Annotated in this window: 22 protein-coding genes; 10 read left to right on the forward strand and 12 right to left on the reverse strand. The window is 64.4% G+C overall.

The window, feature by feature from the left end; all coding sequences use genetic code 11:
- The first annotated feature begins 93 nt into the window (after positions 1-93).
- A complete protein-coding gene (locus tag QCE83_RS26175; RefSeq protein ID WP_309818206.1) occupies positions 94-849 on the forward strand; it encodes a phosphatase PAP2 family protein in 756 nt (251 codons plus the stop codon).
- Position 850: 1 nt separating this feature from the next.
- Here QCE83_RS26175 and QCE83_RS26180 read toward each other — a convergent pair whose 3' ends face one another.
- Complete coding sequence (locus QCE83_RS26180) at positions 851-1,915, reverse strand: Mbeg1-like protein (protein WP_309818207.1); 1,065 nt, start codon at positions 1,913-1,915, stop codon at positions 851-853.
- A 183-nt stretch (positions 1,916-2,098) separates the two neighbouring features.
- Between QCE83_RS26180 and QCE83_RS26185 the strand changes: the two genes are divergently transcribed.
- From QCE83_RS26185 to QCE83_RS26210, 6 genes are read left to right on the forward strand one after another with little or no spacing between them, the layout of a single operon-like run.
- Complete coding sequence (locus QCE83_RS26185; RefSeq protein WP_309818208.1) at positions 2,099-3,409, forward strand: MFS transporter; 1,311 nt, start codon at positions 2,099-2,101, stop codon at positions 3,407-3,409.
- On the forward strand, positions 3,406-4,644 hold the full coding sequence (locus tag QCE83_RS26190; RefSeq protein WP_309818209.1) for an FAD-dependent oxidoreductase: 1,239 nt from the start codon (positions 3,406-3,408) through the stop codon (positions 4,642-4,644). Before QCE83_RS26185 ends, QCE83_RS26190 begins: the two co-directional genes overlap by 4 nt.
- Before the next feature lie 27 nt (positions 4,645-4,671).
- The gene (locus QCE83_RS26195; protein ID WP_309818210.1) at positions 4,672-5,574 is read left to right on the forward strand and encodes a dihydrodipicolinate synthase family protein; all 903 of its coding nucleotides are present in this window, start codon (positions 4,672-4,674) and stop codon (positions 5,572-5,574) included.
- Positions 5,571-6,569, forward strand: coding sequence for a 4-hydroxyproline epimerase (locus tag QCE83_RS26200; RefSeq protein WP_309818211.1), 999 nt, complete (start codon positions 5,571-5,573; stop codon positions 6,567-6,569). Before QCE83_RS26195 ends, QCE83_RS26200 begins: the two co-directional genes overlap by 4 nt.
- 16 nt (positions 6,570-6,585) lie before the next feature.
- Complete coding sequence (locus QCE83_RS26205) at positions 6,586-7,821, forward strand: amidohydrolase family protein (RefSeq protein WP_309818212.1); 1,236 nt, start codon at positions 6,586-6,588, stop codon at positions 7,819-7,821.
- Positions 7,822-7,871: 50 nt separating this feature from the next.
- Positions 7,872-8,582 (forward strand): GntR family transcriptional regulator, encoded by a 711-nt coding sequence (locus QCE83_RS26210; RefSeq protein WP_309818213.1) that lies wholly within the window; start codon positions 7,872-7,874, stop codon positions 8,580-8,582.
- Here the strand turns inward: QCE83_RS26210 and QCE83_RS26215 are convergent.
- The 5 genes from QCE83_RS26215 to glcC form a co-directional block, all read right to left on the reverse strand.
- Positions 8,569-9,018 (reverse strand): aconitase X swivel domain-containing protein, encoded by a 450-nt coding sequence (locus tag QCE83_RS26215; RefSeq protein WP_309818214.1) that lies wholly within the window; start codon positions 9,016-9,018, stop codon positions 8,569-8,571. The two genes, QCE83_RS26210 and QCE83_RS26215, sit on opposite strands and share 14 nt — an antisense overlap.
- Complete coding sequence (locus tag QCE83_RS26220; RefSeq protein ID WP_309818215.1) at positions 9,005-10,258, reverse strand: aconitase X catalytic domain-containing protein; 1,254 nt, start codon at positions 10,256-10,258, stop codon at positions 9,005-9,007. The genes QCE83_RS26215 and QCE83_RS26220 overlap by 14 nt, the downstream gene beginning before the upstream one ends.
- 76 nt (positions 10,259-10,334) lie before the next feature.
- On the reverse strand, positions 10,335-12,065 hold the full coding sequence (dld, locus tag QCE83_RS26225) for a D-lactate dehydrogenase (RefSeq protein ID WP_309818216.1): 1,731 nt from the start codon (positions 12,063-12,065) through the stop codon (positions 10,335-10,337).
- A 7-nt stretch (positions 12,066-12,072) separates the two neighbouring features.
- Complete coding sequence (locus QCE83_RS26230; RefSeq protein WP_309818217.1) at positions 12,073-13,386, reverse strand: MFS transporter; 1,314 nt, start codon at positions 13,384-13,386, stop codon at positions 12,073-12,075.
- A gap of 214 nt (positions 13,387-13,600) precedes the next feature.
- On the reverse strand, positions 13,601-14,368 hold the full coding sequence (gene glcC, locus QCE83_RS26235) for a transcriptional regulator GlcC (RefSeq protein WP_309818218.1): 768 nt from the start codon (positions 14,366-14,368) through the stop codon (positions 13,601-13,603).
- Between the two features lie 237 nt (positions 14,369-14,605).
- Between glcC and fae the strand changes: the two genes are divergently transcribed.
- Positions 14,606-15,139, forward strand: coding sequence for a formaldehyde-activating enzyme (fae, locus tag QCE83_RS26240; protein ID WP_309818219.1), 534 nt, complete (start codon positions 14,606-14,608; stop codon positions 15,137-15,139).
- A 36-nt stretch (positions 15,140-15,175) separates the two neighbouring features.
- On the opposite strand, the gene QCE83_RS26245 is transcribed toward fae, so the two are convergent.
- Both QCE83_RS26245 and QCE83_RS26250 read right to left on the reverse strand, forming a co-directional pair.
- Positions 15,176-15,652 (reverse strand): transcriptional regulator, encoded by a 477-nt coding sequence (locus QCE83_RS26245; protein ID WP_309818220.1) that lies wholly within the window; start codon positions 15,650-15,652, stop codon positions 15,176-15,178.
- Complete coding sequence (locus tag QCE83_RS26250; RefSeq protein ID WP_309818221.1) at positions 15,649-15,960, reverse strand: DUF6516 family protein; 312 nt, start codon at positions 15,958-15,960, stop codon at positions 15,649-15,651. The genes QCE83_RS26245 and QCE83_RS26250 overlap by 4 nt, the downstream gene beginning before the upstream one ends.
- 431 nt (positions 15,961-16,391) lie before the next feature.
- On the opposite strand from QCE83_RS26250, the gene katG reads away from it, so the two are divergent.
- Positions 16,392-18,659, forward strand: coding sequence for a catalase/peroxidase HPI (katG, locus tag QCE83_RS26255; protein WP_309818222.1), 2,268 nt, complete (start codon positions 16,392-16,394; stop codon positions 18,657-18,659).
- A gap of 133 nt (positions 18,660-18,792) precedes the next feature.
- Positions 18,793-19,608: an isocitrate lyase/phosphoenolpyruvate mutase family protein gene (locus tag QCE83_RS26260; RefSeq protein WP_309818223.1), complete on the forward strand. Its 816-nt coding sequence runs from the start codon at positions 18,793-18,795 to the stop codon at positions 19,606-19,608.
- On the opposite strand, the gene QCE83_RS26265 is transcribed toward QCE83_RS26260, so the two are convergent.
- From QCE83_RS26265 to QCE83_RS26280, 4 genes are read right to left on the reverse strand one after another with little or no spacing between them, the layout of a single operon-like run.
- Positions 19,589-20,065: an NUDIX domain-containing protein gene (locus QCE83_RS26265; protein WP_309818224.1), complete on the reverse strand. Its 477-nt coding sequence runs from the start codon at positions 20,063-20,065 to the stop codon at positions 19,589-19,591. The two genes, QCE83_RS26260 and QCE83_RS26265, sit on opposite strands and share 20 nt — an antisense overlap.
- Complete coding sequence (locus QCE83_RS26270; protein ID WP_309818225.1) at positions 20,062-21,360, reverse strand: adenylosuccinate synthase; 1,299 nt, start codon at positions 21,358-21,360, stop codon at positions 20,062-20,064. Before QCE83_RS26270 ends, QCE83_RS26265 begins: the two co-directional genes overlap by 4 nt.
- Positions 21,361-21,370: 10 nt before the next feature.
- Entirely contained in the window at positions 21,371-22,042 is a 672-nt protein-coding gene (locus QCE83_RS26275) for an HAD hydrolase-like protein (RefSeq protein WP_309818226.1), read from the reverse strand.
- Positions 22,039-23,133 carry a hypothetical protein gene (locus tag QCE83_RS26280; RefSeq protein ID WP_309818227.1) on the reverse strand — a complete coding sequence of 365 codons (1,095 nt, stop codon included), beginning with the start codon at positions 23,131-23,133 and terminating at the stop codon, positions 22,039-22,041. Before QCE83_RS26280 ends, QCE83_RS26275 begins: the two co-directional genes overlap by 4 nt.
- Between the last annotated feature and the right edge of the window lie 40 nt (positions 23,134-23,173).

A 23,173-nucleotide genomic window follows, 5' to 3' on the forward strand; every position in this document is an offset into this window, starting at 1 on the left:
GATTTAGTTACTCGACGCGCGAGGCCGGATGTGGCGTCGGCTACCATGAACTTCGCTCAGGCAAACCTTCATCGTGCGAGGAACCGATACCCCATGGATTACCCGGCGCTTGCCCAACGCCACGCCCTGACGATCATCGTGGCGCTGCTGCTCGTCGTGCCAGCCGCGGCCTGGCTCGCGTGGACGCATGCCGTGCGCCGGCCGCGGATGTCCGCGCCGGGCGTCGCCATCGCCACGTTCCTGCCGGCGGCATTCGGCGCGGCGGTCTTCATCGCCATCGCGACGCGTATCGCGCACGGCAGCGCGTTCGCATCGGCGGATCAGCGGGTGCTCGATGCCGTGCGGGACGGCGTGCCGGCGGCCGCCGCGCGCTGGTTCGGACGCGTCACGCATCTCGGCGATCCCTGGTTTCTCACGCTGTTGTGCGCGTGCGCCTGTGTCGCGCTTCTGTTGGCGCGCCGCGCCTGGCTCGCGGTCTATCTCGCGGCCGTCACCGGCGTGGGCGCGCTGATCAATCACGCGCTCAAGTCGCTCATGGGCCGTGCCCGCCCGCCCGGCGCGCTCGTGCCTTTGCCCGAGAGCTTCGCGTTTCCGAGCGGGCATACGTTCGGCTCCATCGTTTGTTACGGCATGTGCGCGTACATACTGATGCGCATCGCGCCGACGCGCTGGGATTCGCTCATCGTCGCGCTGGCGTGCCTGTTCGTGCTGGCCATCGGTGCGAGCCGCATCGTGATCGGCGTGCATTTTCCGGGCGATGTGATCGGCGGCTTCGCGGCAGGCGGCGCGTGGCTGGCGTCGTGCATCGGCGTCGCGGAACTGGCGCGGCGCCGCATGCCGATACCGTGATTCAGACGCGCAACGGGTGACGCAACGCGACATCCAGATTCATACGCTCCTGGCCGACCACGCGCGCCAACCCGGACCAGTAATCGTCGATGAAGTGCCGAAGGAACGGACTGGCGCTCGTCGCGGGCAGGTCGAAGCGCGTGCCCACGTCCTTCGGAAGACCGGCGTGCTTGTCCTGCATGCGGATCAGCGCGTCGCCATCGACGCGGTATGAATAGATCTGTCTCGGCTGGGGCGTTCCGCCGTAACGCGTCACTGTAGCCGGGTGAAGGCCCGCGGAGCCGAACGTGAAAGCGGTCGCGCCGCTGGCTGTCGCCGCCGCCGCCGCGAGGCCGCCGCCCAGCGAATGGCCGGCCAGATAGAGATCGCCGGCCGCGCCGTGCTGGCGGATCTGGTTGCCGATCTGCACCGCTCGCTCATATTGGGCCGATTTCACCGGCAGGTTGAATGCCTGCGCGAGGTTGGTGCTCCAGTCCCTGACGCTGGGAAGGTCGGTGCGCTCGAACGCCAGCGTGGGCTTCAGGTCGTGACCGAAGATCGCCGGATCGGGTTCGAAGAGACGGGCGCCGAGTCCCGAGCCCGGCAGCTCGAGATCGTCCGGCGTCAGGCCGAAACGCGCGAGCTTCGTGGGATCGTCGGAAATGTCCTGCCAGCCGATGGGCGGCGTCGAGCGGCGCGTGTGGTCATGCACGGCCTCAACCAGAAACGCCTCTTGCTGCGCAACCGCGTCGCGCGCGAGGTCCGCGGCAGACTGGCGAACTTCCGGCCTTTCGTCCGCTTCACCGCGATGAACCAGGTCCATCGTGTTGCTCCACTGCCGCGCCGCTTCCTGAGCCTGAGGTCCGGTCCAGCTCGGGATTCGCGCGCCTCCGCGGGGCAGCGTGTCCGAACTCGTCAACGCGTCGGGCGGCGTCGAGTAGTCGGTAAAGCTGGTCTGGTCGAGATAGCCGCTGTATTCCCGGGCCATGTCCGGATCGACATTCGAAGGAAGCGCGGCAAGGGGTTCGTCGGCGGGTAAATCGTCCGGCGTCGAAGGCGGGCTGGATGAGGATTCCGGGATCTGCATGACGACTCCATAAAGGCGTACCAAGGCACTGTACGGAGCATCGGAACGGGTCATGCGGTAATCCCGCATTCAATCTTATCCGCTTATTTTGGATCCAAAATCCTTGATTCAGGAAAAAGATCGGCGCACAATCGCCCGGAACCGAATCGCCTGTCCAGATGCCGCATCCTCTCCGGAGCTGTCATGACCGATCGAGCCCAAGCCGTTGCAAGCCCGTACGCCGCAAGCGAAAGTCCACGCATGTCCACGCAGACCAGCCGCGCGGTGACGGCGGCGGTGGTCGGCAATATCCTCGAATGGTTCGACTTCGGAACCTACGCGTTTCTCGCGACCGTGATCGCGAAAGTGATGTTTCCCACCGGCGACGACTTCGCCGCCATGCTCGGCACCTTCGGCGCGTTCGGCCTGGGCTTTGCCGCGCGGCCACTCGGCGCGATCATCTTCGGCTGGCTCGGCGACAAGAAAGGCCGCAAGTGGACGCTGACCTTCGTCATGCCGTTGATGGCCGCCGCCACGCTGTTCATGGCCTTGCTGCCCACCTACGCGTCCATCGGCATCATGGCGCCGGTCCTGCTCGTGGCGGCGCGCATGCTGCAGGGCATTTCCGTCGGCGGCGAACTGGGCAACGCGGTCGCGTTCCTGGTGGAATGGGCGCCGCCGAAGAAGCGCGGCCTCTACGGCAGCTTCCAGCAATGCAGCACGCTCGGCGGCATGCTGCTCGGCTCCGGCGCGGCCGCGCTGGTGACCACGCTGCTCTCGCCGCAGGCCTTGCTCGACTGGGGCTGGCGCGTGCCGTTCATCATCGGGGCGATCGTGATCGGGCCGATCGGCTGGATCATCCGCAAGCGCAGCGAGGAAACGCCCGTCTATCAAAGCGCCAGCGACGACGCGCCCAAAGCCCCGGCCCGCGCCCCCGTGCTGCTCGGCTTGCAGGCGTGCGGCCTCGTGATCGTGTGGACGGTTTCCCTGTACGTGCTGCTCAACTATCTGCCGTCGTTCACGACGAAGTACGTCGGCATGAATGCTTCGACGGCGCTCTGGCTGAACACGGCGGGTCTGATCGTCATGACGGCGTCGATCCCGTTCTGGGGCGCGGCGTCCGACCGCTTCGGACGCAAGCCCATCTACACGATCGGCTGCGTGGCGTTCCTCGTGCTGCCCTATCCGATCTTCCATCTGATGCTCGCCTACAAGTCGGCGGCTGTCGTCGGCGCGGTGCAGGTGGTGGGCGGCGTGATCATCGGCATCTTCTCGGGTGTCGGGCCGGCCGTGCTCTCCGAACTGTTCCCGACGAAGATTCGCACGACCTGGATGTCGATCGGCTATGGCATCGCCAACGCGGTGTTCGGCGGCTTTGCCCCGATGATCTCGATTGCGCTCATCAAGGCCACCGGTTCGCCGCTGTCGCCCGCGTACTTCGTGATGCTGGCCGCGCTCCTTTCCACGCTCACCGTCATGACCATCCGCGAAACGGCGCACGCTCCCTTGCAATGAACGAAGAAACGAATGATGTGGTGGTAGTCGGCGCCGGTGTGATTGGCCTTGCGTGCGCGTGGGCGGCCCTGCGCGACGGCGCCCGCGTAACGCTCGTGGAGCGCGATTTCGAAGGCGACCGCGCGTCGCACGGCAACGCGGGCGGGATTGCGGTGAGCGAGAGCACGCCGATCGCCGTGCATGGCATGGTCTCGAAGGCCCTGAAGTGGCTGATGGATCCGCTCGGGCCGCTGGCCGTGGACTGGAAGCATCTGCCGAAGGCGCTGCCGTGGTTCATGGCGTTCCGGCGCGCCGCCGAGCCGGAGCGGTATCAGGCCGTGTCGCATGCGCTCGCGCTGCTGAACAACCGCGTCTACGACGATATCCTGCCGATGTTCGACGACATCGGCGCCACGGCCATGCACTACCGCCGCGGTGCGCTGACCGTTTATGAAACCGACGAAGCCTTCAATGCTGATCAAAACGAATGGGCCTTCAAACGTGAACTGGGCGTGCGCTGGCATGCGCTGAACGCGCAGCAAGTGCGCGAATGCGAGCCGGCGCTCGCGCCGGTCTTCAGACACGGCGTGTTCCTCGACGACTGGTCGCATATCGGCGACCCGCGCCGCATCGTCACGCTGCTGCGCGAGCGCGTGCGGGCGCTCGGCGCGCGTTTCGTGACCGGCGTGGCGCGTGCAATCGAAGCGCCTGGCAGTGTCGCGCTCGATGACGGCACCCGCGTGAGCGGACGCCGCATCGTCGTGGCGGCGGGCGCGTGGTCGGCGACGCTGGCGCGGTCCATCGGCGACCGGGTGTTGCTGGAAAGCGAGCGCGGCTACAACGCCACGCTGCCCCGGCACGGCATCGCGTTGAATCGCGAGGTGATCTTCGCGGAACGCAAGTTCGTCGCGACGCCGCTCGACGTCGGCATGCGCATCGGCGGCGCGGCCGAGTTCGCGGGCCTCGATGCACCGCCGAACTACCAGCGCAGCGACGCGCTGCTCACGCTCGGCAAGCGTTTCCTGCCGGGCATCGACGACAGCGGCGCGGCGCGATGGATGGGTCATCGTCCGGCCACGCCCGATTCGCTGCCGGTGATCGGCGCGTCGCCGCGCGTGCCGTCGGTCGTCTACGCATTTGGCCACGGCCATCTCGGCCTGACGCAGTCGGCGACCACCGCCGCACTCGTCGCGGACGTCCTGGCGGGCCGCACGCCGCGCGTGCCGCTCGCGCCTTATTCGATTGCCCGCTTCTGAGCATTCACATCCACTGGAGGAGCAAACATGCAAGTGAACTGGAAAGGTGTCTTCCCCGCTGTCACGACCAAGCTGAAGCAGGATGGCTCGCTGGATCAGGAAGCTATCGTCAGCGGGCTGAACCGGCTGATCGAGAGCGGTGTCGGCGGCGTTGTGATGATGGGCATGGTCGGCGAGAACGCCCAGCTCACGCCGGACGAAAAACGCACGGTGCTGAAGATCGCGGTCGAAACGGTGAAAGGGCGCGTGCCGGTCATCTCGGGCCTCGCGGAACTGAACACGGCGAACGCGATGCAGTTCGCGAAGGATGCGGAAGCGATCGGCGTGCAGGGCTTGATGGTGTTTCCGGGCCTGACGTATCGCTCGGACGATCGCGAGACGGTCGAGTATTACCGCTCGATCGCGCGCTCGACGCGCCTCGGCCTGATGATCTACAACAATCCGCGCGGCTATGGCGTCGACATGCGTCCGGACCTGCTCGCTCAACTCGCCGACGAAGCGAACGTCGTCGCGATCAAGGAAGAGACCTACGACACGACCCGCGTGACCGATCTCTATGCGCGCTTCGGTGACCGGTTCGTCGTGTTCTGCGGCGTGGATGACCTGATCGTGGAATCGGTCGCGCTGGGCGTTACCGGCTGGGTGTCGGGCATGGCGAACGCGATGCCGAAGGAATCCGTTGCGCTGCTGAATCACGCGGTCAACGGCGAGTACGACAAGGCGCGCGCCCTGTACCGCGCGCTGATCGACCTGTTCCATCTCGATACGCACGTCAAGCTCGTGCAATACATCAAGCTGGCGGAGAACATCACGGCAGGCTATCCGGAATACGTGAAGGCGCCGCGCCTGATGCTGGAAGGCGAGGAACGGCAGCGGACCATCGAGATCGTGGAGAAGGCGATCGCCAGCGTGCGGGCGCTCGAGCAATGAAGTCCACGTTCTTCTGCATCGACGGACACACCTGCGGCAATCCGGTGCGCGTGGTCGCGGGCGGCGCGCCGCCGCTCGAAGGCGCGAGCATGATCGAACGGCGCGCCCACTTCCTGCGTGAGTTCGACTGGATCCGCACCGCGCTGATGTTCGAGCCGCGCGGCCACGAAGTGATGTCCGGCAGTATTCTCTATCCGCCGACACGCCCCGATTGCGATCTCGCGATTCTCTTCATCGAGGTGAGCGGCTGCCTGCCGATGTGCGGACACGGCACCATCGGCACGGTCACGACGGCAATCGAGAACGGCCTCGTGCGGCCGCGCGAACCGGGCGTGCTGCGGCTCGACACGCCTGCCGGCGTGGTCATCGCGCGTTACCGGATGAACGGCGAGCATGTGGACTCGGTGCAGCTCGTCAATGTGCCGTCCTACCTGCATTCGCAGGATCTCTCGGTGGACGTGGACGGCCTCGGCGAGATTCGCTTCGACGTGGCCTACGGCGGCAACTTCTACGCAATCGTCGAACCGCAGCGTCACTACGAAGGCTTGCACACGCTGAAGCCTTCGGATATCCAGCGTTTGAGCCCGGTGCTGCGGCAACGCGCCAACGAGAAGTACCGCTTCGTGCATCCTGAAAACGAAGCCATCAACGGCCTCAGTCACGTGATGTGGACCGGCGAGCCCACCGTGACCGGCGCCAGCGCGCGCAACGCGGTGTTCTACGGCGACAAGGCCATCGACCGTTCGCCGTGCGGCACGGGCACGTCGGCGCGCATGGCGCAGCGGGTCGCGAAGGGCCAGTTGAAGATCGGCGAACGCTTCGTGCACGAGAGCATCATCGGCACGCTGTTCGAAGGCGTGCCGATGCAAGCGGCGCGCGTCGGCGAATTCGACGCCATCGTGCCGGCCATCGAAGGCTGGGCGCGCGTGACGGGCCACAACACGATTTTCGTCGATGATCGCGATCCGCTCGCGCACGGCTTCCTGCTCAAGTAACCGGAGAGATTCGTTCATGCTGATCCTGAAGAATGCCCGCGTGCTCGACGTCGATCACGAACGCGACGACGGCCGCTACTCCATCGTCATCGAAGGCGGCACGATTCGCGACGTCACGCGCGAGCCGGTGGACGCGGGCGGCGCGGAGGTGATCGATGTCGGCGGCAAGACGGTGATGCCCGGCATGATCGATTGCCATGTGCATGTGATCGCGTCGGTCGCGCATCTCGGCAACAACAGCCGCCTGCCGAACACCTTCGCCGTGCTGCGCGCGGTGCCGATCCTCGCGGGCATGCTGAACCGCGGCTTCACCACCGTGCGCGACGCGGGCGGCGCGGACTATGCGTTGTCGCGCGCCGTCGAGGAAGGCGTGATCGCGGGGCCGCGCCTGTTCGTCGCGGGCAAGGCGCTCTCGCAGACCGGCGGACACGGCGACTTCCGCGAACGCTTCGACAACTCGGACCCCGATCCGTGCGGCTGCAATCGCAACATGGGGGCGATCGGGCGCGTGGTGGACGGCGTCGATGAAATGCGCAAGGCCGTGCGCGAGGAAATGCGCGCCGGCGCGAATCACATCAAGATCATGGCGTCGGGCGGCGTGGCGTCGCCCACCGATCCGATCGGCAACCTGCAATTCTCCGTCGATGAAGTGAAGGCCGCCGTCGAGGAAGCGGAGTCGCATCAGACCTATGTGATGGCGCATGCCTATACGCCGAAGGCGATTGCGCGGGTCGTGCGGCTCGGCGTGCGGACCATCGAGCACGGCAATCTGATCGACGAGGAAGCCGCCGACGCCATGCTCGAACACGGCGCCTATGCCGTGCCCACGCTCGTCACGTACGACGCGATGGCCCGTGTCGGCGCGCAAATGGGCTTGGGCGAGGATACGCTGGCGAAGAACGAGTCGGTGCGCAAGCGCGGTCTCGAAGCCGTTGCGATGCTGCAGAAGCGCGGCGTGAAGATGGGCCTCGGCTCGGACCTGCTCGGCGACATGCATCAGTTCCAGAGCGATGAGCTGTCGATTCGCGCGGAGATCGTCGGCGCGTTCGAGGCGATTCGCCAGGCGACGGCCATCGGCGCGGAGATCGTCAACATGAAGGGCAAGCTGGGCGTCGTGGCGGCGGGTGCGTTCGCGGATCTGCTGGTCGTGGACGGCGATCCGCTGAAGGACATTCGCGTGCTGACGGGGCAGGGCGAGCGCATCGCGGGCGTGATGAAGCAGGGCGTGTGGGTGCGGGAGACCTTGCGCTGAGGCCGCGTGCCAAAATGCCACCTTTAATCGACATCGCATAGCGGAACCACATGTCTTCAGCCGTGACTCCACTCCGCCGCCGCGCCGACGTGCCCGATTCCGGCGACACCACGCGCAGGATCGTGCGCACGACGACGGTCGAACTCGTCACCACGGCGCTGCGGCAGCGCATCCTGTCCGGCGATCTCGCGCCCGGCGAAGTGCTGCGTCAGGAAGCGCTCGCCGACGAACTCGGCGTGAGCCGCGTGCCAGTGCGCGAGGCCATCACGCGGCTGGTCGGCGAAGGCTTGCTGACCAAGGTTCCGCACAAGGGCGCGTATGTCGCGGAGTTGTCGATCGGGGAAGTGCAGGAGACGTTCGAGATCCGGCTGAGGCTGGAGCCGTGGCTGTTTTCCCAGGCCATTCCGCATATCAGCGACGCCGAGATCGCGCGGGCCGAAAAGCTCGTGAACGAGATGGATCAGGCCGAATCGGGCATGTGGGGGCAGCTGAACTGGCGTCTGCACGAGACGCTCTATCTGCCCGCCGGGCGCGACATCACCTTGCAGATGCTGCGCGGGCTGCACGACCGCAGCGATCGCTATTTTCGTTTTCAGGTCGTGCAGGTGCCGATCCGCGAGCAGTCGCACGACGAACACATGAATCTCGTCGAGGCGTGCCGGAAGCGCGATGCCAAGCTCGGCGCGAAGCTGCTCGAACAGCACGTGAAGACGGCCGCGCAGCAGATCATCGCGGTGGTCGAAACCATCATGGCGCGATGAGGCGGACGCGCGCGGGCTGCGTGGCGTCGCGGGCGTCGATGTCGATCTCCATGTGATCGGGCGCCGCCGCGATCTGCTCAAACGCGGCTTCATCGACCATCACGACGGGAACGTGCTTCGCATAGAGTTCGTTCGCGACGATGGCGCCGATCGACAGGATCAGGTCGCGCTCGGTCAGCACGATGCCAACTGGCCCGGTGCCGTTGCGCACGGCTTCCGCCAGCACGCTGCTGCTCGAACTCGACCCGCGCGCCCGCGGCATCACGAGGATGCGTGCCGCGAGACTCGTGCCGTGACCGGCGTGCGTGCCATCGACGATCACGCCGCGCGCCGCGTCATATCCGCCCCAGAAACTCAGCGGCGGCAACGCGATGCCCGCCGCGCGCGCGTGGCCCGGAACCAGGGCGATTGCTTCCAGTGCTTCAAATGCTTTCATCGAACCACACCTGTCCTTCGAAGGCCGAGCGCACGCATTCGCTCATGCTGCCGAACGCCACCGTCACGCCGATGTTCGCGGGCGCGTAGTGCGCCCATTTGCCGGAATTGGTCATCACGAGCCCGGTCACCTGCTTCATGACCGGCGTGATGTACGTGCAGGTATCCACGACGATCTGCACGCCGCGCCCGCCGAGCGTCTGCGCGATGCCTTCCTGTTCGAGTTGCCACAGCACGAAGCGGCTTGTATTGACGTAGAAGTCGCTGCGCGGTTTGCCTTTGTGACGCTCGAACAATGCGGCGAGCGCACGGAATTCTTCGACGGAAAAGTGCGGCGTGCCGAGACTCACGGCGGCAAGCGCATCGCCGGGCCGTGCGCGGCTCCAGCGTGCGCGCACTGCCGCGAGATCCGACGCGCTCACGCGCAACGTGCGTTCGGGCGCGTGGCCTTGCAATGCGGCGTCGAGCGTCGCGGCTTCCGGCGTGATGCCGACCGCATGGAACATCGCCACCGAACCGCTCGATGCCGCCGCCGCGCCGAGCGCCTTCAGTTCGTCTTCGGTGGTGTCGGCGGGAAGGCCGGTGATTGCGGCGACCGTCGCGCCCACTTCGCCGCCGAGCACGAAGCCGAGCGCGGCGAAGTGGGCGTCGCGATGCGGCGATGCACTCACGTCCGGCGCCTCGATCACGACACGCGCCGCGCGATTCTCCGTCACATGCAGTCCCGCATGCGGCACGCGGCCCGTGATGGCGGCGGCGAGATCGAGGAAGTCGCCATAGCGGCTCGTGCGCGCGCCGAGCACCGAATTGGCGAACACGATGGCGTTGGATTCGGCCCAGGCAATCTGGTCGCCCAGTTTCGGCCGATGCCGCAGTTGATACGGCGCGCAGGTGAAGCTCGCCTCGCAGCCGAGTTCGACATGCGCCTGCATCAGCCGCGTGCCCGCGCGGGCGAGTTCGGCTTCGCCGCGAAACAGTTCGGGATGAATGAGATCGAGCGAGCCGACATTGAGCGTGGTCGGCACGGACACTTTCGCGCCGCTCGCGACGAAGCGTTCCACGAAGTCGAGACTGGCCGCGCCGTGATAGAGACAGCCGTCGATGTGCGCCGACGTGATGTCGATCAACGCGCGGGCGTCCATCACGCGAGCCGTCGCGGCGACGATGCGCATTGCGAGCGCGACGCCTGCGCCGAAATCGCCGTTGAGCATCGCGCGGTCGCGCGGACTGAGAGTGAGCATCGAGCGAAACGAGGTGAAGAGGGTCCGCGTCAGGATAGCGGATTTGCGCCCCGTTCTCAAAGCAAGTCCGCGACCTTTACTCCCGATACGCCGCGAACTTCGAAGTCTTGCCGATGCCCGGATTCAGGCAATTGCACGGATCGAGCGTGCGATAGAACGCCGCAAGCTGCGGCTTCGCTTCGTACAGATGCCCGACATTGTGCTCGGCCGGATATTCGGCGCCGCGTTCATCGAGCAAGGCGAGCATCTCGTGTTCGAGTGCCATGCAGTCGTGGTCCTTCGCGACGATATAGTCCTGATGGAACACGTGACACAGGAAATGTCCGTAGTACAGCTTCAGCAGGATCGGCTGCTCGATCGGCTGCGGCAACTGCTCGAACCACGCGCGATCGTCGCGGCGCAGGGCGATGTCCAGCGCAACGATATCCTCCACCTCCCGATGATGCACCGCGCGATAGCGCACCGCCGCACTCGCCGCCGCGAAGCGATGCAGGAAGGCGCGGCGGCCTTCGTCATCGGTACATTCGAAGTACGCGCCGACACGCTCATCGCTCGCGAAGTGCTGCTCCAGATACGCGCGCGCCTCCGCGACGCCGGCTGCCGGAACCTTCAGCATCAGGTGATGCGCATAACGCTCGCGAAAGTCCAGCAGACGCGCGGGCAGATGCTCCGGCAGGCGCTCGCTGAACCATTGGAGCAGACGGTCCGTCAGGTGCTTCGGCATGAAGCCGAAGCGCTCGAACCAGGCATCCGCGCGCGTCTTGAGATTGAAGAACAGCGGCAGACGGCGCGTGCCGAACCGGTCGATGATGACGAACAGATCCTTGCCGTAGCGGCGCGCGACGTCGAACGCATCGCGGTGCAGATATTCGCCTGCCACCGGCAGATGCGTGAAGTTCGCCAGCACGTGCCGCCGCAGACGGGTCAGCACGGCGGTGTCGTCAGTGCCGATGTAGAAGACCTGCGCGCCGCGTTCGGCTGCGAAGGTATCGAGCCGCACCGCGAAGGTCATCACCTTGCCCGCTGAACCCGACGCTTCGAACAGCCGTCGCGGGTCGGCATTGAAGCGCGCGGGCGTCGGTGCATCGACGTCGCGGACGTGCGTCGCGTAGTCGTGATCCGAGGCCGCGGCGCCTGCGTGGACATCGGCGTCGCTGAACGCGCCGCTTTCGATGCGCGCCAGGATCTCCTCCGGCGAGCCGCCGAGTTCGATACCGAGATGATTGACGAGGCACGGCGTGCCGGAGGCATCGACGACGGCGAACAGCGCCATTTCCGTGTAGGCCGGTCCGCGATGCACGAGCGCGCCGCCCGAGTTATTGCTGATGCCGCCTAGCACCGACGCCCCGATGCACGACGAGCCGATCACCGAATGCGGTTCGCGTCCGAGCGGCTTGAGCGTGGTTTCGAGCTGATCGAGCGTCGTGCCGCCGATGCACACCACCTGGCTGCCACCCTTGAGCAGATGCACGCGGCGGATGCGCGTCGTGCTGACGATGACGATGTCGCGGTCATAGCCGTCGCCGTCGGGCGTCGAGCCGCCGGTCAGCCCGGTATTCGACGCCTGCGTGATGACGATGGCGCGCGCCGCGCAGCATGCGGCAAGCGTGCGCCATTGTTCCAGCAGCGTGCCGGGACGCACCACGGCCAGCACGCGACCGGCGCCGAAGCGATAGCCGGTGCGGTAGTGGCGGGTTTGCGCATCGCCGGTGAGCACGTTGCGCGCGCCGACGATCTCGCCGAGCGAAGCCAGCAGGCTGCTGCCGGCGTTCGCGAACGGGACGGAGGTCTGGGCCGTATCGGACATGGCGGTCTCAAGCCTCTCTCGTTCCCGGGGCGGCGGCGGGGGAACCGGCCGTCGCGCGCTGCGTGAGCGTCAGCAGCGCGCCCAGCAACAGCGCCGCGGCAACCACGGCAAGTCCGGCGTTCGTGCTGTGTGTGACGTCCTTCATCCAACCGATGATCGACGGGCTGACGAAGCCGGCCAGATTGCCGATGGAATTGATCATCGCGATGCCGGCTGCGGCAGCGGTGCCCGTGAGCACGCTGCTCGGATAGGTCCAGAAGACCGGCATCATCGAAAGCACGCCGGCCGTGCCGAGCGAGAGCGTGAGCATCGCGAGCATCAGGTTGCCGGTGTGCAGCGTGCTCGCATAGAAGCCCACGGCGGCCGCGAGCGCCGCGACCGCAAGATGCCGGCGCCGTTCGTTGCGACGGTCCGAACTGCGGGCCACGAGCGTCATCGCGACGATCGCGACCGCGTAGGGAATGGCGGTGAGCAGGCCGACGTCGAAGGCATCCTTGACGCCCGCCGCCTTGATGAGCGTCGGCAGGTAGAAGCTCACGCCGTACAGGCCCATCATGCAGCAGAAGTAGATGGCCGCCAGATGCCACACGCGGCCGTTGGTCACGACGCTTTTCAGGGAGTGATCGGCGTTTTCGGGGGTGTCGCGCGAGATGTTCTCTTCCAGAAGCTGCTTCTGACGCTCATCCAGCCACGAAGCCGCGCGGATGCCGTTGGGCAGCAGGAACAGCGTCAGCACGCCGAGCAGCAGCGACGGAACGGCTTCCAGCAAGAAGAGCCATTGCCAGTTGGCGAGCCCATGTACGCCATTGAACGCCGCCATGATCCAGCCGGACAGCGGGCCGCCGAGCACGCCGGCGACCGGGATGCCCATCATGAAGAGCGCGTTCATGCGGCCGCGTCGCGTGGAGGGATACCAGTACGTCAGGTACAGCACGATGCCGGGAAAGAAGCCGGCCTCGGCGACGCCCAGCAGGAAGCGCAGCGTGTAGAACATGGCCGGCGTGCTGACGAACAGCGAGGCCGCCGACACCAGCGCCCAGGTGATCATGATGCGGCTGATCCACACGCGCGCGCCGACGCGATGCAGCAGCACATTGCTCGGCACCTCGAACACGAAATAGCCGATGAAGAAGATGCCCGCGCCGAGTCCGTAGACCGATTCGCTGAACTTCAGGTCGTTGAGCATCTGCAGCTTCGCAAAGCCGACATTGACGCGATCCAGGTAGGCCGCGACATAGCAGATGAAGAGAAACGGCAGCAGGCGCCAGGTGACCCTGGCGTACGTGGCGTTTTCGAAGGCGGGGGTGGACTGGGGCGTCATCGCGTGTCTCCTGGTGCGTGTGCGACGTGTGCGGACTTGCGCCGCAACTGAGTGGCTGACGCGCATTGTTCCGCGACCGCACGAGGCTGTCGAGACACCGGACCAGTGGTCCGACCAGTTATTGTCGGCGTGCCAGAGGGGCTTTGCCGCCGTGTTCAGTCAGGACGCGGCTGAGCGGATTTCCGCACGGCAGTGCGGCGCGCGTGCTGCCGGGCTACTGCCAGCCCTTCAGCCGCAGCGTCGCCCGCACGAGGCGCTGTTCCTCGGCTTCGATCTCGCGCAGGCAGGCCGTGGTGGTATCGATATGCGTGCTCGCGGCCTTGCGCGCGAGTTCGGGCTGCTTGCCGAGCACGGTCTTGTAGAGGCGGGCGTGCTGCTTGTCGATGACACGCTTCTCGGCCGCACGGTGATAGAGGTTGTTGACGGACGCGAAGACCGAGCTCAACAGCAGGTCGGTAAGGGAACTGAGCGTGTGGACCAGCACGGGATTGTGCGACGCCTCGCAAATGGCGAGGTGGAAGTTGTAGTCGAGCTGGGCGCGCTTCGACTCGCCGATCTCGCTCTCATTGGCGGCAAGCATCTCTTCGTAGCGGCGGGTGATGAGCGCGAAATCCGCCTGCGTGCCGCGCAATGCGGCCAGACGCGCCGATTCGGCTTCGAGCATCGCGCGCACTTCGAAAATGTCGTAGAGCGTGCGGGGCTGCGAGCCGAGCAGATGCATCATCGGCGTGAGCGCCGGCTGCGTCGTGAGCGCGGCGACGAACGAACCGCGTCCGTGCGACGTCTCGATGATGCCCCGCGTGCGCAGCACCTTCAGCCCTTCGCGCACCGCCGAGCGCGACGCGCCGAGCTTCACCGTCAGCCGCCGTTCGGACGGCAGCGCCTGACCGGGCTTCAGGACGCCATCGACGATCAGGCTTTCGATACGTTCCGCCACGACGTCCGCGATCTGCGACGCGTCTTCCGGATGGGATGGATGCATGGCACGCCTCACTGGTCCGACCACTTGGAGCACTCTAGCATGGAGGACGCAGGGCGAGCATCGATCAGCACGTTCAGCTGAATCTCAGTCAATCTGTCACGCCGCGCGGACAGTGTGTCCCTGCGGATCGACGGCACACGGCGCTGCGCCTTGTCCGCGCGCAATGGCACCGTACTTGCATGAGGGTGGCCCCTTGATCGATCGAATCCTTGTTTCGTCCTGAAAGGAGAAGTCTTCATGAATCCGGATCTGACCTTCCGCGCCGGCGAGGCCACCGTGCTCGCCGCTCCCGGACAAGCCACCGATGCCATGCCGGAAATACTGATTGGCCGGGTAGACGGCCCCGTGGGTCACGCCTTCGCGAACATGATGGCGCAGTCGAAGGGACACACGGCCATGTTCGCCATTCGCGCATGCAATCAGATGGTCCGACCCGCGACCATGATCGTGCCGAAAGTGACGCTGAAGGACATGGGGAACATCGACCTGTTCGGCGGCGTGGTGCAGTCCGCGACGGCCGATGCCGTGGTCGATTGCCTGATCGAAGGCATCCTGCCCAGGGACCAGGCCAACGACCTGTGCATCATCAGCCTGGTGTGGATCGACCCGCGTTGCGCCACCGACGCGAACCTCGACAAGAAGGACATGTACCGTACGAACTACGAAGCCACCAAACTGGCTATCCGGCGCGCGATGAACAACGAGCCGAGCGTGGACGAACTCATTGCGCACCGCCACAGCATCAAGCACGACATGGACGACTGGAGTTAGTCCGAAGCCATCGCGCGGCGCTCGGCATGCAGCGGCTCAGCGGCTTCCCGCCGCGCGTGCTTCCTTCTTGCGCGGAGCGGCTTCCTTGCGCGGACCGGGCGCCGTCTTCACGGCCTCCGCCGGCAGCGCCGCAGCAAGCGTCTGAGCCGCGGAAGCGGCGGGCTGCGTGAGATCCGCTGTTTTCAAGGTGAAATTGACGTGCACGGTGTCATAGGGAAACACGATGCCGCCGCTCTCGTCATGTTCCAGCAAGCCGGTTTCGAGCAGCGCCTTGACATCGCCGTGAACGCCTTTCACGTCGCGTTCGATACGCCGCGACAGCTCGCGGATGGACATGGCGCCGGCCCCGGTCATGGCGCGGATGATCTGCCAGCGCGACGTGGTGAACGTGCGGAACAGCAGTTCGGGGGTGGCATAGGAGAAGTGCGCGCCCTGAGCCTTGCCGGCGGCGGCGGCCTGTGCGCGTTTCATGACGTCGTCGAGGGACGACACGCTTATCGTGACGGTCTTCATGGTCTTGACCTCCATCTCTGCAAGATTTCCATATCCATCCTGAAATCGGCCAGCAGCTGATTCAGTGAGGAAAATTCATAAGGTGACTCGGTGTTCGTGAAATGACGATGGTCACCCTTGCGACGCTCGTTGTCGTAACGCAGCACGCATACGTTCCGCGCGACGAACGCAAGCCTGTACTTCCACGAATGCGAGCATCCCGGAACCGGCACAGGGACTTGCCAGATCTTCATTTCAACGAGCGAGTCTGGCGAGAGCTCATGGCGCTCGCCAAGAATCAGAATTGCTTTACCTTTACTGTTGGACATTTTGACAACACCTTGTTGTGTTGTCAAATCTTCCAACGTTCGCCGGCTGCGCACCATTTGCCGGACGGCGGACTTGACGAAGCATGAGGATTGAGGCTCGCACAGTTCGTCATGCCGGGGCCGTCATACGCTGCTAGACTGAAAAGCTCGTTGCGGAGGCGCTCATGCATCCCGCAGCGCAGCATCAGCAAGCCGTGAGCGGCAGGCGAGCCTATAGCCGGCCCCTATCGGCCGCATTGCGAAAATCGCATTCTATTGATGGTGGCTGTCACGTATTTTCTGAAATACGGCAGGGCTGGCAAGCCTGCGATTTTCGCGTCGCCGCACGCAGCGACTTCAATCACGGGTTCGGGGCAGGTTCACCGGATCCGACGTCAAGGCAGGAGCACAGCAGAACAATTAGTGGGACCGTCCTCGCAAGGAGATAGCGCATGTCAAACGAATCGAAGTGTCCGTTTACTCATGCCGCCGGTACCGGCACGACGAACCGTGACTGGTGGCCCAGGCAGCTACGCGTAGATCTGTTGAATCAGCACTCCGGCAATTCCAATCCACTCGATACCGGCTTCAACTATGCCGAAGCCTTCAAGAGTCTCGATCTCGCCGCGGTCAAGAAAGACCTTGCCGCATTGATGACCGACTCGCAGGAATGGTGGCCCGCCGACTTCGGCCATTACGGTCCGCTCTTCATTCGCATGGCGTGGCATAGCGCGGGTACCTACCGCATCGGCGATGGCCGGGGAGGCGGTGGCCGCGGCCAGCAACGTTTCGCGCCGCTCAACAGCTGGCCTGACAACGTCAGTCTCGACAAGGCCCGTCGCCTGCTCTGGCCGATCAAGCAGAAATACGGACAGAAGCTATCCTGGGCCGACCTCATCATCCTGACCGGCAATGTCGCGCTGGAAACCATGGGCTTCAAGACCTTCGGCTTCGCCGGCGGGCGCGAGGATACCTGGGAGCCGGATCAGGACGTCTACTGGGGCAACGAAAAGACCTGGCTCGGCGGCGATGTGCGCTACGGCAAGGGCGCAGCCGGCAATGACGACGACCAGGGCGTCATCACCGCCGACGTAGAGAAGCACGGCGAGGAAGCGAGCCGGACCGACGGCGGCCGCAATCTCGAGAATCCGCTCGGCGCGGTGCAGATGGGCCTGATCTACGTCAACCCGGAAGGCCCTGACGGCAATCCGGATCCGCTCGCCGCCGCGCACGACATCCGCGAGACCTTCGCGCGCATGGCGATGAACGACGAGGAAACCGTCGCGCTGATTGCGGGTGGACATACCTTCGGCAAGACGCACGGCGCAGGTCCGGCCGACAACGTCGGTCCCGAGCCGGAGTCCGCCGATCTCGAGAACATGGGTCTCGGCTGGAAGAACAGCTTCGGCAGCGGCAAGGGCGCGGACACCATCACGAGCGGTCTCGAAGTGACCTGGACCACGACCCCGACGAAATGGGGCAGCGGTTTCTGGGAAAACCTGTTCGGCTACGAATGGGAGCTGACCAAGAGCCCGGCGGGCGCGAATCAATGGGTGGCGAAGGACGCGGGCGAAACCGTTCCGCATGCCTACGATGCGTCGAAGAAGCTGAAGCCGACGATGCTCACCACCGACCTGTCACTGCGCTTCGATCCGGAATACGCGAAGATTTCAAAGCGTTTCTGGGAGAACCCCGACCAGTTCGCCGATGCCTTCGCGCGCGCATGGTTCAAGCTGACCCATCGCGACATGGGACCGAAGGCGCGCTATCTCGGACCGGAAGTGCCGCAGGAAGAACTGCTGTGGCAAGACCCGATTCCGGCCGTCGATCATCCGCTCGTGACCGATCAGGAAGTCGCGGCGCTCAAGCAGAAGGTGCTGGCGTCGGGGCTGTCGGTGGCGGAGCTGGTGTCGACGGCATGGGCGTCGGCGTCCACGTTCCGGGGCTCGGACAAGCGCGGCGGCGCGAACGGCGCGCGCATCCGGCTCGCGCCGCAGAAGGACTGGCAGGTCAACGAGCCCGAGCAGCTCGCGAAGGTGTTGAAGTCGCTCGAAGGCATTCAGGGCGAATTCAACGGCGCGCAATCCGATGGCAAGCGCATTTCGATGGCCGACCTGATCGTGCTGGCGGGCGGCGCGGCCATCGAGAAAGCGGCGGAGCAGGCGGGGCACAAGGTGACCGTGCCGTTCACGCCGGGCCGCATGGATGCGTCGCAGGAGCAGACCGACGTCCTCTCGATGTCCGCGATGGAACCGGTCGCCGATGGCTTCCGCAACTACGTCAAGGACGGCATCCGCGTGCCGGTCGAGGCGCTGCTGATCGACAAGGCGCAACTGCTGACGCTGAGCGCGCCGGAAATGACGGCGCTCGTCGGCGGACTGCGGGCGTTGAAGGTGTCGTCGGGGAACGGCGCGCACGGCGTCTTCACCGACAAGCCCGAAGCGCTGACCAACGACTTCTTCGTCAACCTGCTCGACATGAACACGGAGTGGCAACAGATGTCGTCCCGCCGCGATGTGTTCGAAGGCCGCGATCGCAAGTCGGGGCAGCGCAAGTGGACCGGCAGCCGCGTCGATCTGATTTTCGGCGCGCATTCGGTGCTGCGGGCGTTGTCCGAGGTGTATGCCAGCGCGGACGGCCAGCAGAAGTTCGTCAATGACTTCGTCGCCGCGTGGAGCAAGGTGATGGATCTCGACCGCTACGAGCTGAAGAAGAGTTGAGGAAGTAAGCGCAGGCCGGCCTCCGGCGTGACGAACGGCGACCTTCCCGGGTCGCCGTTTTTCCTGGCGGGCGCGTTCATGCCGGAGAGCGTATTGTCTACGCTCACGCTCGATCACCGACAGGAGACACGCCATGACCCGCACCATCGCCGAGAAGCGCGCGGCCTTTCGCGCGCTGCACGAATCGGGCTGCTTCATGCTGCCCAATCCCTGGGATACGGGTTCCGCGCGCTATCTCGAAACGCTCGGCTTCAAGGCGCTCGCGACGACGAGTTCCGGCTTCGCCTGGTCGCGCGGGTACGCGGACAATCACGTCTCGCGCGATGACGTGCTCGCTCACCTGCGCGAGATCGTCGCCGCGACGGACCTGCCCGTGAACGCCGACTTCGAGAGCGGTTTCGGCGCGACGCCGGCCGAGGTCGCGGAAAGCGTCAGGCTGGCGGTGGCGACGGGCGTCGCGGGCTTGTCGATCGAAGATTCGACCGGCGATGAAGCCGCGCCGCTGTTTCCCATTGAAATTGCGGTCGAACGCATGCAGGCGGCGCGCCGCGCGATCGATGAAACGGGCGGCGATACGTTGCTCGTCGGGCGCGCGGAGAATTTCTTCGCCGGCAAGCCCGATATCGACGACGCCATCGCGCGTCTCAAGGCCTATTCCGAAGCCGGCGCCGACTGTCTCTACGCGCCCGGTATCAAGACGCGCGAGCACATCGAGGCCGTGGTCCGGGCCGTCGCGCCGAAGCCGGTGAATCTGCTGATTGGCGGCGTGTCCGACTTCACGCTGGATCAGGTCGCGGCGCTCGGCGTGCGGCGCGTCAGTGTGGGCGGCGGACTGGCGCGCGCCGCGTGGGGCGGTTTCATGCGCGCGGCGCAAGGTCTCGTCGACGGCCGTTTCGACGGATTCAAGGACGCCGCGGCGGGCAACGATCTCAACGCCATCTTTCGCTGAGCGGCGGCGGGACGCGGTGCGCGTGCAAAGGGTGCGCCGTTTCGACGATGTCGAGCGGCGCATCGAAGCGAAGTCCGGGTTCCAGTGCGAGCGGGATCAGCCAGCGCAGGTTGGGAATGACGTTGTCCGGAAGCGCGTCGACCGGAAAGATGCCGATCTCCTCGGCGTCGCCGCGCCGTGCGGAAAACGCCTCGGCGCTGCTCATGAAGAAGAAATCGATCTTGTAAGAACCGGGCCTGACGAGGCGCACGTAGTGGATCCACTCGTCAGGCGTCGAGGCGACCATCGCTTCTTCCATGAATTCGCGCGCCATGGCGTCGGCGGCGGTTTCGCCCGGCTCGACCTTTCCGCCTACGCCATTCACCTTGCCGCGCTGCCATTCGGGCTTCAGCTTGGACACCAGCACCACATGCCGCTTGCACTCGGAAAACATGAATCCGGTGACGTACTCGATCATGCGCTCAGCTCGGCAATCGCAACCGGATGATGGCTGCCGATCCTGATCGTTTCGCTGCGGTCAGGGCCGTAGGAAATGAAGCGAATCTTCGCGGACAGGTGCGACTGGATGAAACCAAGGTAGTGCCTGAGTTCGGCGGGAAAATCATCGACGGAATCATATCGGCCGGTCAATTGCGGCCAGCCGGGCAAGCGCTCATAGACCGGTTCGACGTCCGCGAACTGCATCAGCGCCTCATTGGCCGACACCGCGCGTCCATTCAGACGATAGCCCGTGCAGACTGTGATCTCCTGCATGCCGCCCAGCACGTCCACATTGGTGATGGCGATTTCCGTCACGCCGGCCAGCTTGACCGCATGATCGACCAGCGGCAGATCCAGCCAGCCGCATCGTCTGGGCCGCTTCGACACCGTGCCGTATTCATGGCCTCGCTCGCGAATGTACTCGGCGCGCTCATCGTCGAGTTCGGTGGGAAACGGCCCGTTGCCGACCCGGATCATATAAGCCTTCATGACGCCGAGCACATGCATCTTGTGTGCAGGTATGCCTATCATCCCGAAGCAGTTCTGCGGCAACGTCTGATAGGCCACCGTATAGGGATATGTGCCGAATGCGCAGTCCAGAAAGGCCGCCTGCGATGTTTCGAGCAACACGCCTTCGTTCGCCGCAAGCGCCGCGCTGATTTTCTCGTCGGTGAAACACTCGTAGTGTCTGACGGTCTTGCCCAGTTCAAGAAGTTTTTCGAATTCGCAATCGAATTCAAGGTCCAGTGTGCCCTCGAAGACTTTTTCGATCTGTTTCTTCCGGATGTCCCACAGCAATGACAGTCTTTGCCGCAGCGTGTCGGGATGCTGCGTGTCGATCAGCCGGATGCCGTGCCGGTTCGATTTGTCCTCGAAACACGCGCCCACGCCGACGCCAACCGAACCGATCTTCTTCTCGCCCTTGAAGTTTTCAGACGCCCGGTTCAGCCGGGCGTGAATCGGCAACACGATATGACAGCGGGGGTCGATATGAATCTTGTTGTCGGGGTGGACGGACTGGATATAGGCGATTTCGCGTTCCAGTGTTTCGAGACTGAGCAGCGAACCCTGGCATACATAGAGTTCCTTCGCGCCTTCGAGCGTGGCGGGAATCTGCGAGAACGCGGCCTTGGTTTCACCGACGTTCACCGTGTGTCCGGCATTCGCGCCGCCGTTGAAACGCGCGATATGTTTGTAGCGCCGCGAAAGATAATCGACGAACTTGCCCTTGCCTTCATCGCCGAATTGCAGGCCCATTACAGCATGAAACATGAATGACTTCCTAAAGAGATTGATTCAGCGCGATCGCATCGGCGAACGTCGCGGCTTGCATCAGGGAATGAGCGACAGGCACGCCGACTTGCGCCAGGCGTTCATGGCTATGAGTCCCCGATGAATACAGAACAGCGTGAACCCCGGCTGCGCGTGCGGCCAGCGCGTCATCGATTGAATCGCCGATGACGACAATCGAACCCGCCTCGACGACATGGGTTCGTTTCAGCAGATCGACATGCCTCACCAGGTGATCGAGCTTGCCATTGCGCGTGAGCGGAAAATCGCGCCCGTGAACGCAGCAAAAGTACGCATCGATTTCGAAGCGGCGGAGCATGCCGCCGAGCATCGGCTGCTTCAACAGCGAGCAGATGGATTGACTCGTCCGGCTCGCGATAACCTCGCGTGCATCGTGAGCCAGCGGTGCAAGATGAATCGCGTCGCGATAGTAGTCGTTGAAGATCACGCCGATTGCATCGAGTTCGGCGTCCAGGATCTCTCTTCCGAGAATGCTGCTGTAGAAGTCGTGTACCGGAACGCAGTAAAGCGCGCGATAGTCTTCGAGCGATAACTCGCCGAGCTTGAAGTGCCGCAGCGCGCGATTGGTCGCTTCCAGCGCAATGCTGACGTCGTTCAATAACGTGCCGTTCCAGTCCCAGACAATATGTGCTTGCGGTTTCATTGCAGCGTGCCATGTTCGCAGGAACACGACTGGACGAGCGCGAAGAGTCCGGCCGGCGCCCGCGGGCGGTTTTTCAGTATCGCCATATCGTGTCTCGCCCTTTGAATGGAGACCGGCATGGCACCGATATCGTCGACGAGCGACAACAGCGATGTCGAGAAGTCGGCCCATTGGTCGAGCGTCGTGTGATAGAGATTCGAATCCTCAGCGACAGGAAATTGCCTGAGCAAGCGGTGATGTCTGAAACTCCAGGGAGACAGCGTATCGAGCCGCTGCGCATCGAAAATGGCTTCGTCATGCTGATATCCCGTGACGCGAAGCATCTTTTCCCAGTGCAGTTCCGCAGCCCAGGGCCCGACAATCGCGTCAGGCGCCGCATTCAGGATCTGTTCGGCCCGGTTCAAGGTATTGCCCGTGCCGCAGTTATCGTCGATGAGACGAATTCTTTTGCAAGCGGCAATACTGCTTCCCCAGATCATGTCCGAATTGTTCGCGGCGTCATCGTAGGCGGATAGCTTCAGGAAATTCAGTTGGGCGTCGTGAATGGCCGAAAGCAACGCGGCCGGCGCACCGCCGCCCAGCAGAATGCCGATGCAGCAATCCCATTCCGCTTCCAATGAAAACATGCCGGCCGAAATCGACAGCGCGTGATTGTCGCCTTCGAGAAACACACGAGGCACGGAATCCAGTACTTCACGCGGCATGGCGTCCCTGGAAAAGCGCGCGGCGGCCGGCACCTGGCGCGAACCGAGAAGCAGCGCCACGAGTTGTTCGGCATGGTCCCTGACAGCATCGATGAGCGGAATGATCGCGTCATTGCTGATCTGCTTTGCCAGACACGCGTCGAGCATTCTCAACAGCTTGTTCAGAAGGTGATCGGCGAGAATGTAGCGGGCAGGCCGGGAGCACAGGCTGCCATTGCATTCGAGGTTCTCGTTGATTGCGGAAAGAACAAGGATTTCTTCGAGCAGGTCGCGGCCGCTCGCCGTTCGATAATAATTTTTCGAGCGCGATGCAATGCCGCTTTCATGCGTGCCGATCAGCGCTGGAAAATCTCGTACATCGCGGTGAATCAGATCGAGCTCGTGCAAGCCTCCTCTCATGTCACCGAGGAGGCCGAACGTGGAGAGG

This window comes from Caballeronia sp. LZ034LL (genome assembly GCF_031451215.1).
Classification (GTDB): Bacteria; Pseudomonadota; Gammaproteobacteria; order Burkholderiales; family Burkholderiaceae; genus Caballeronia.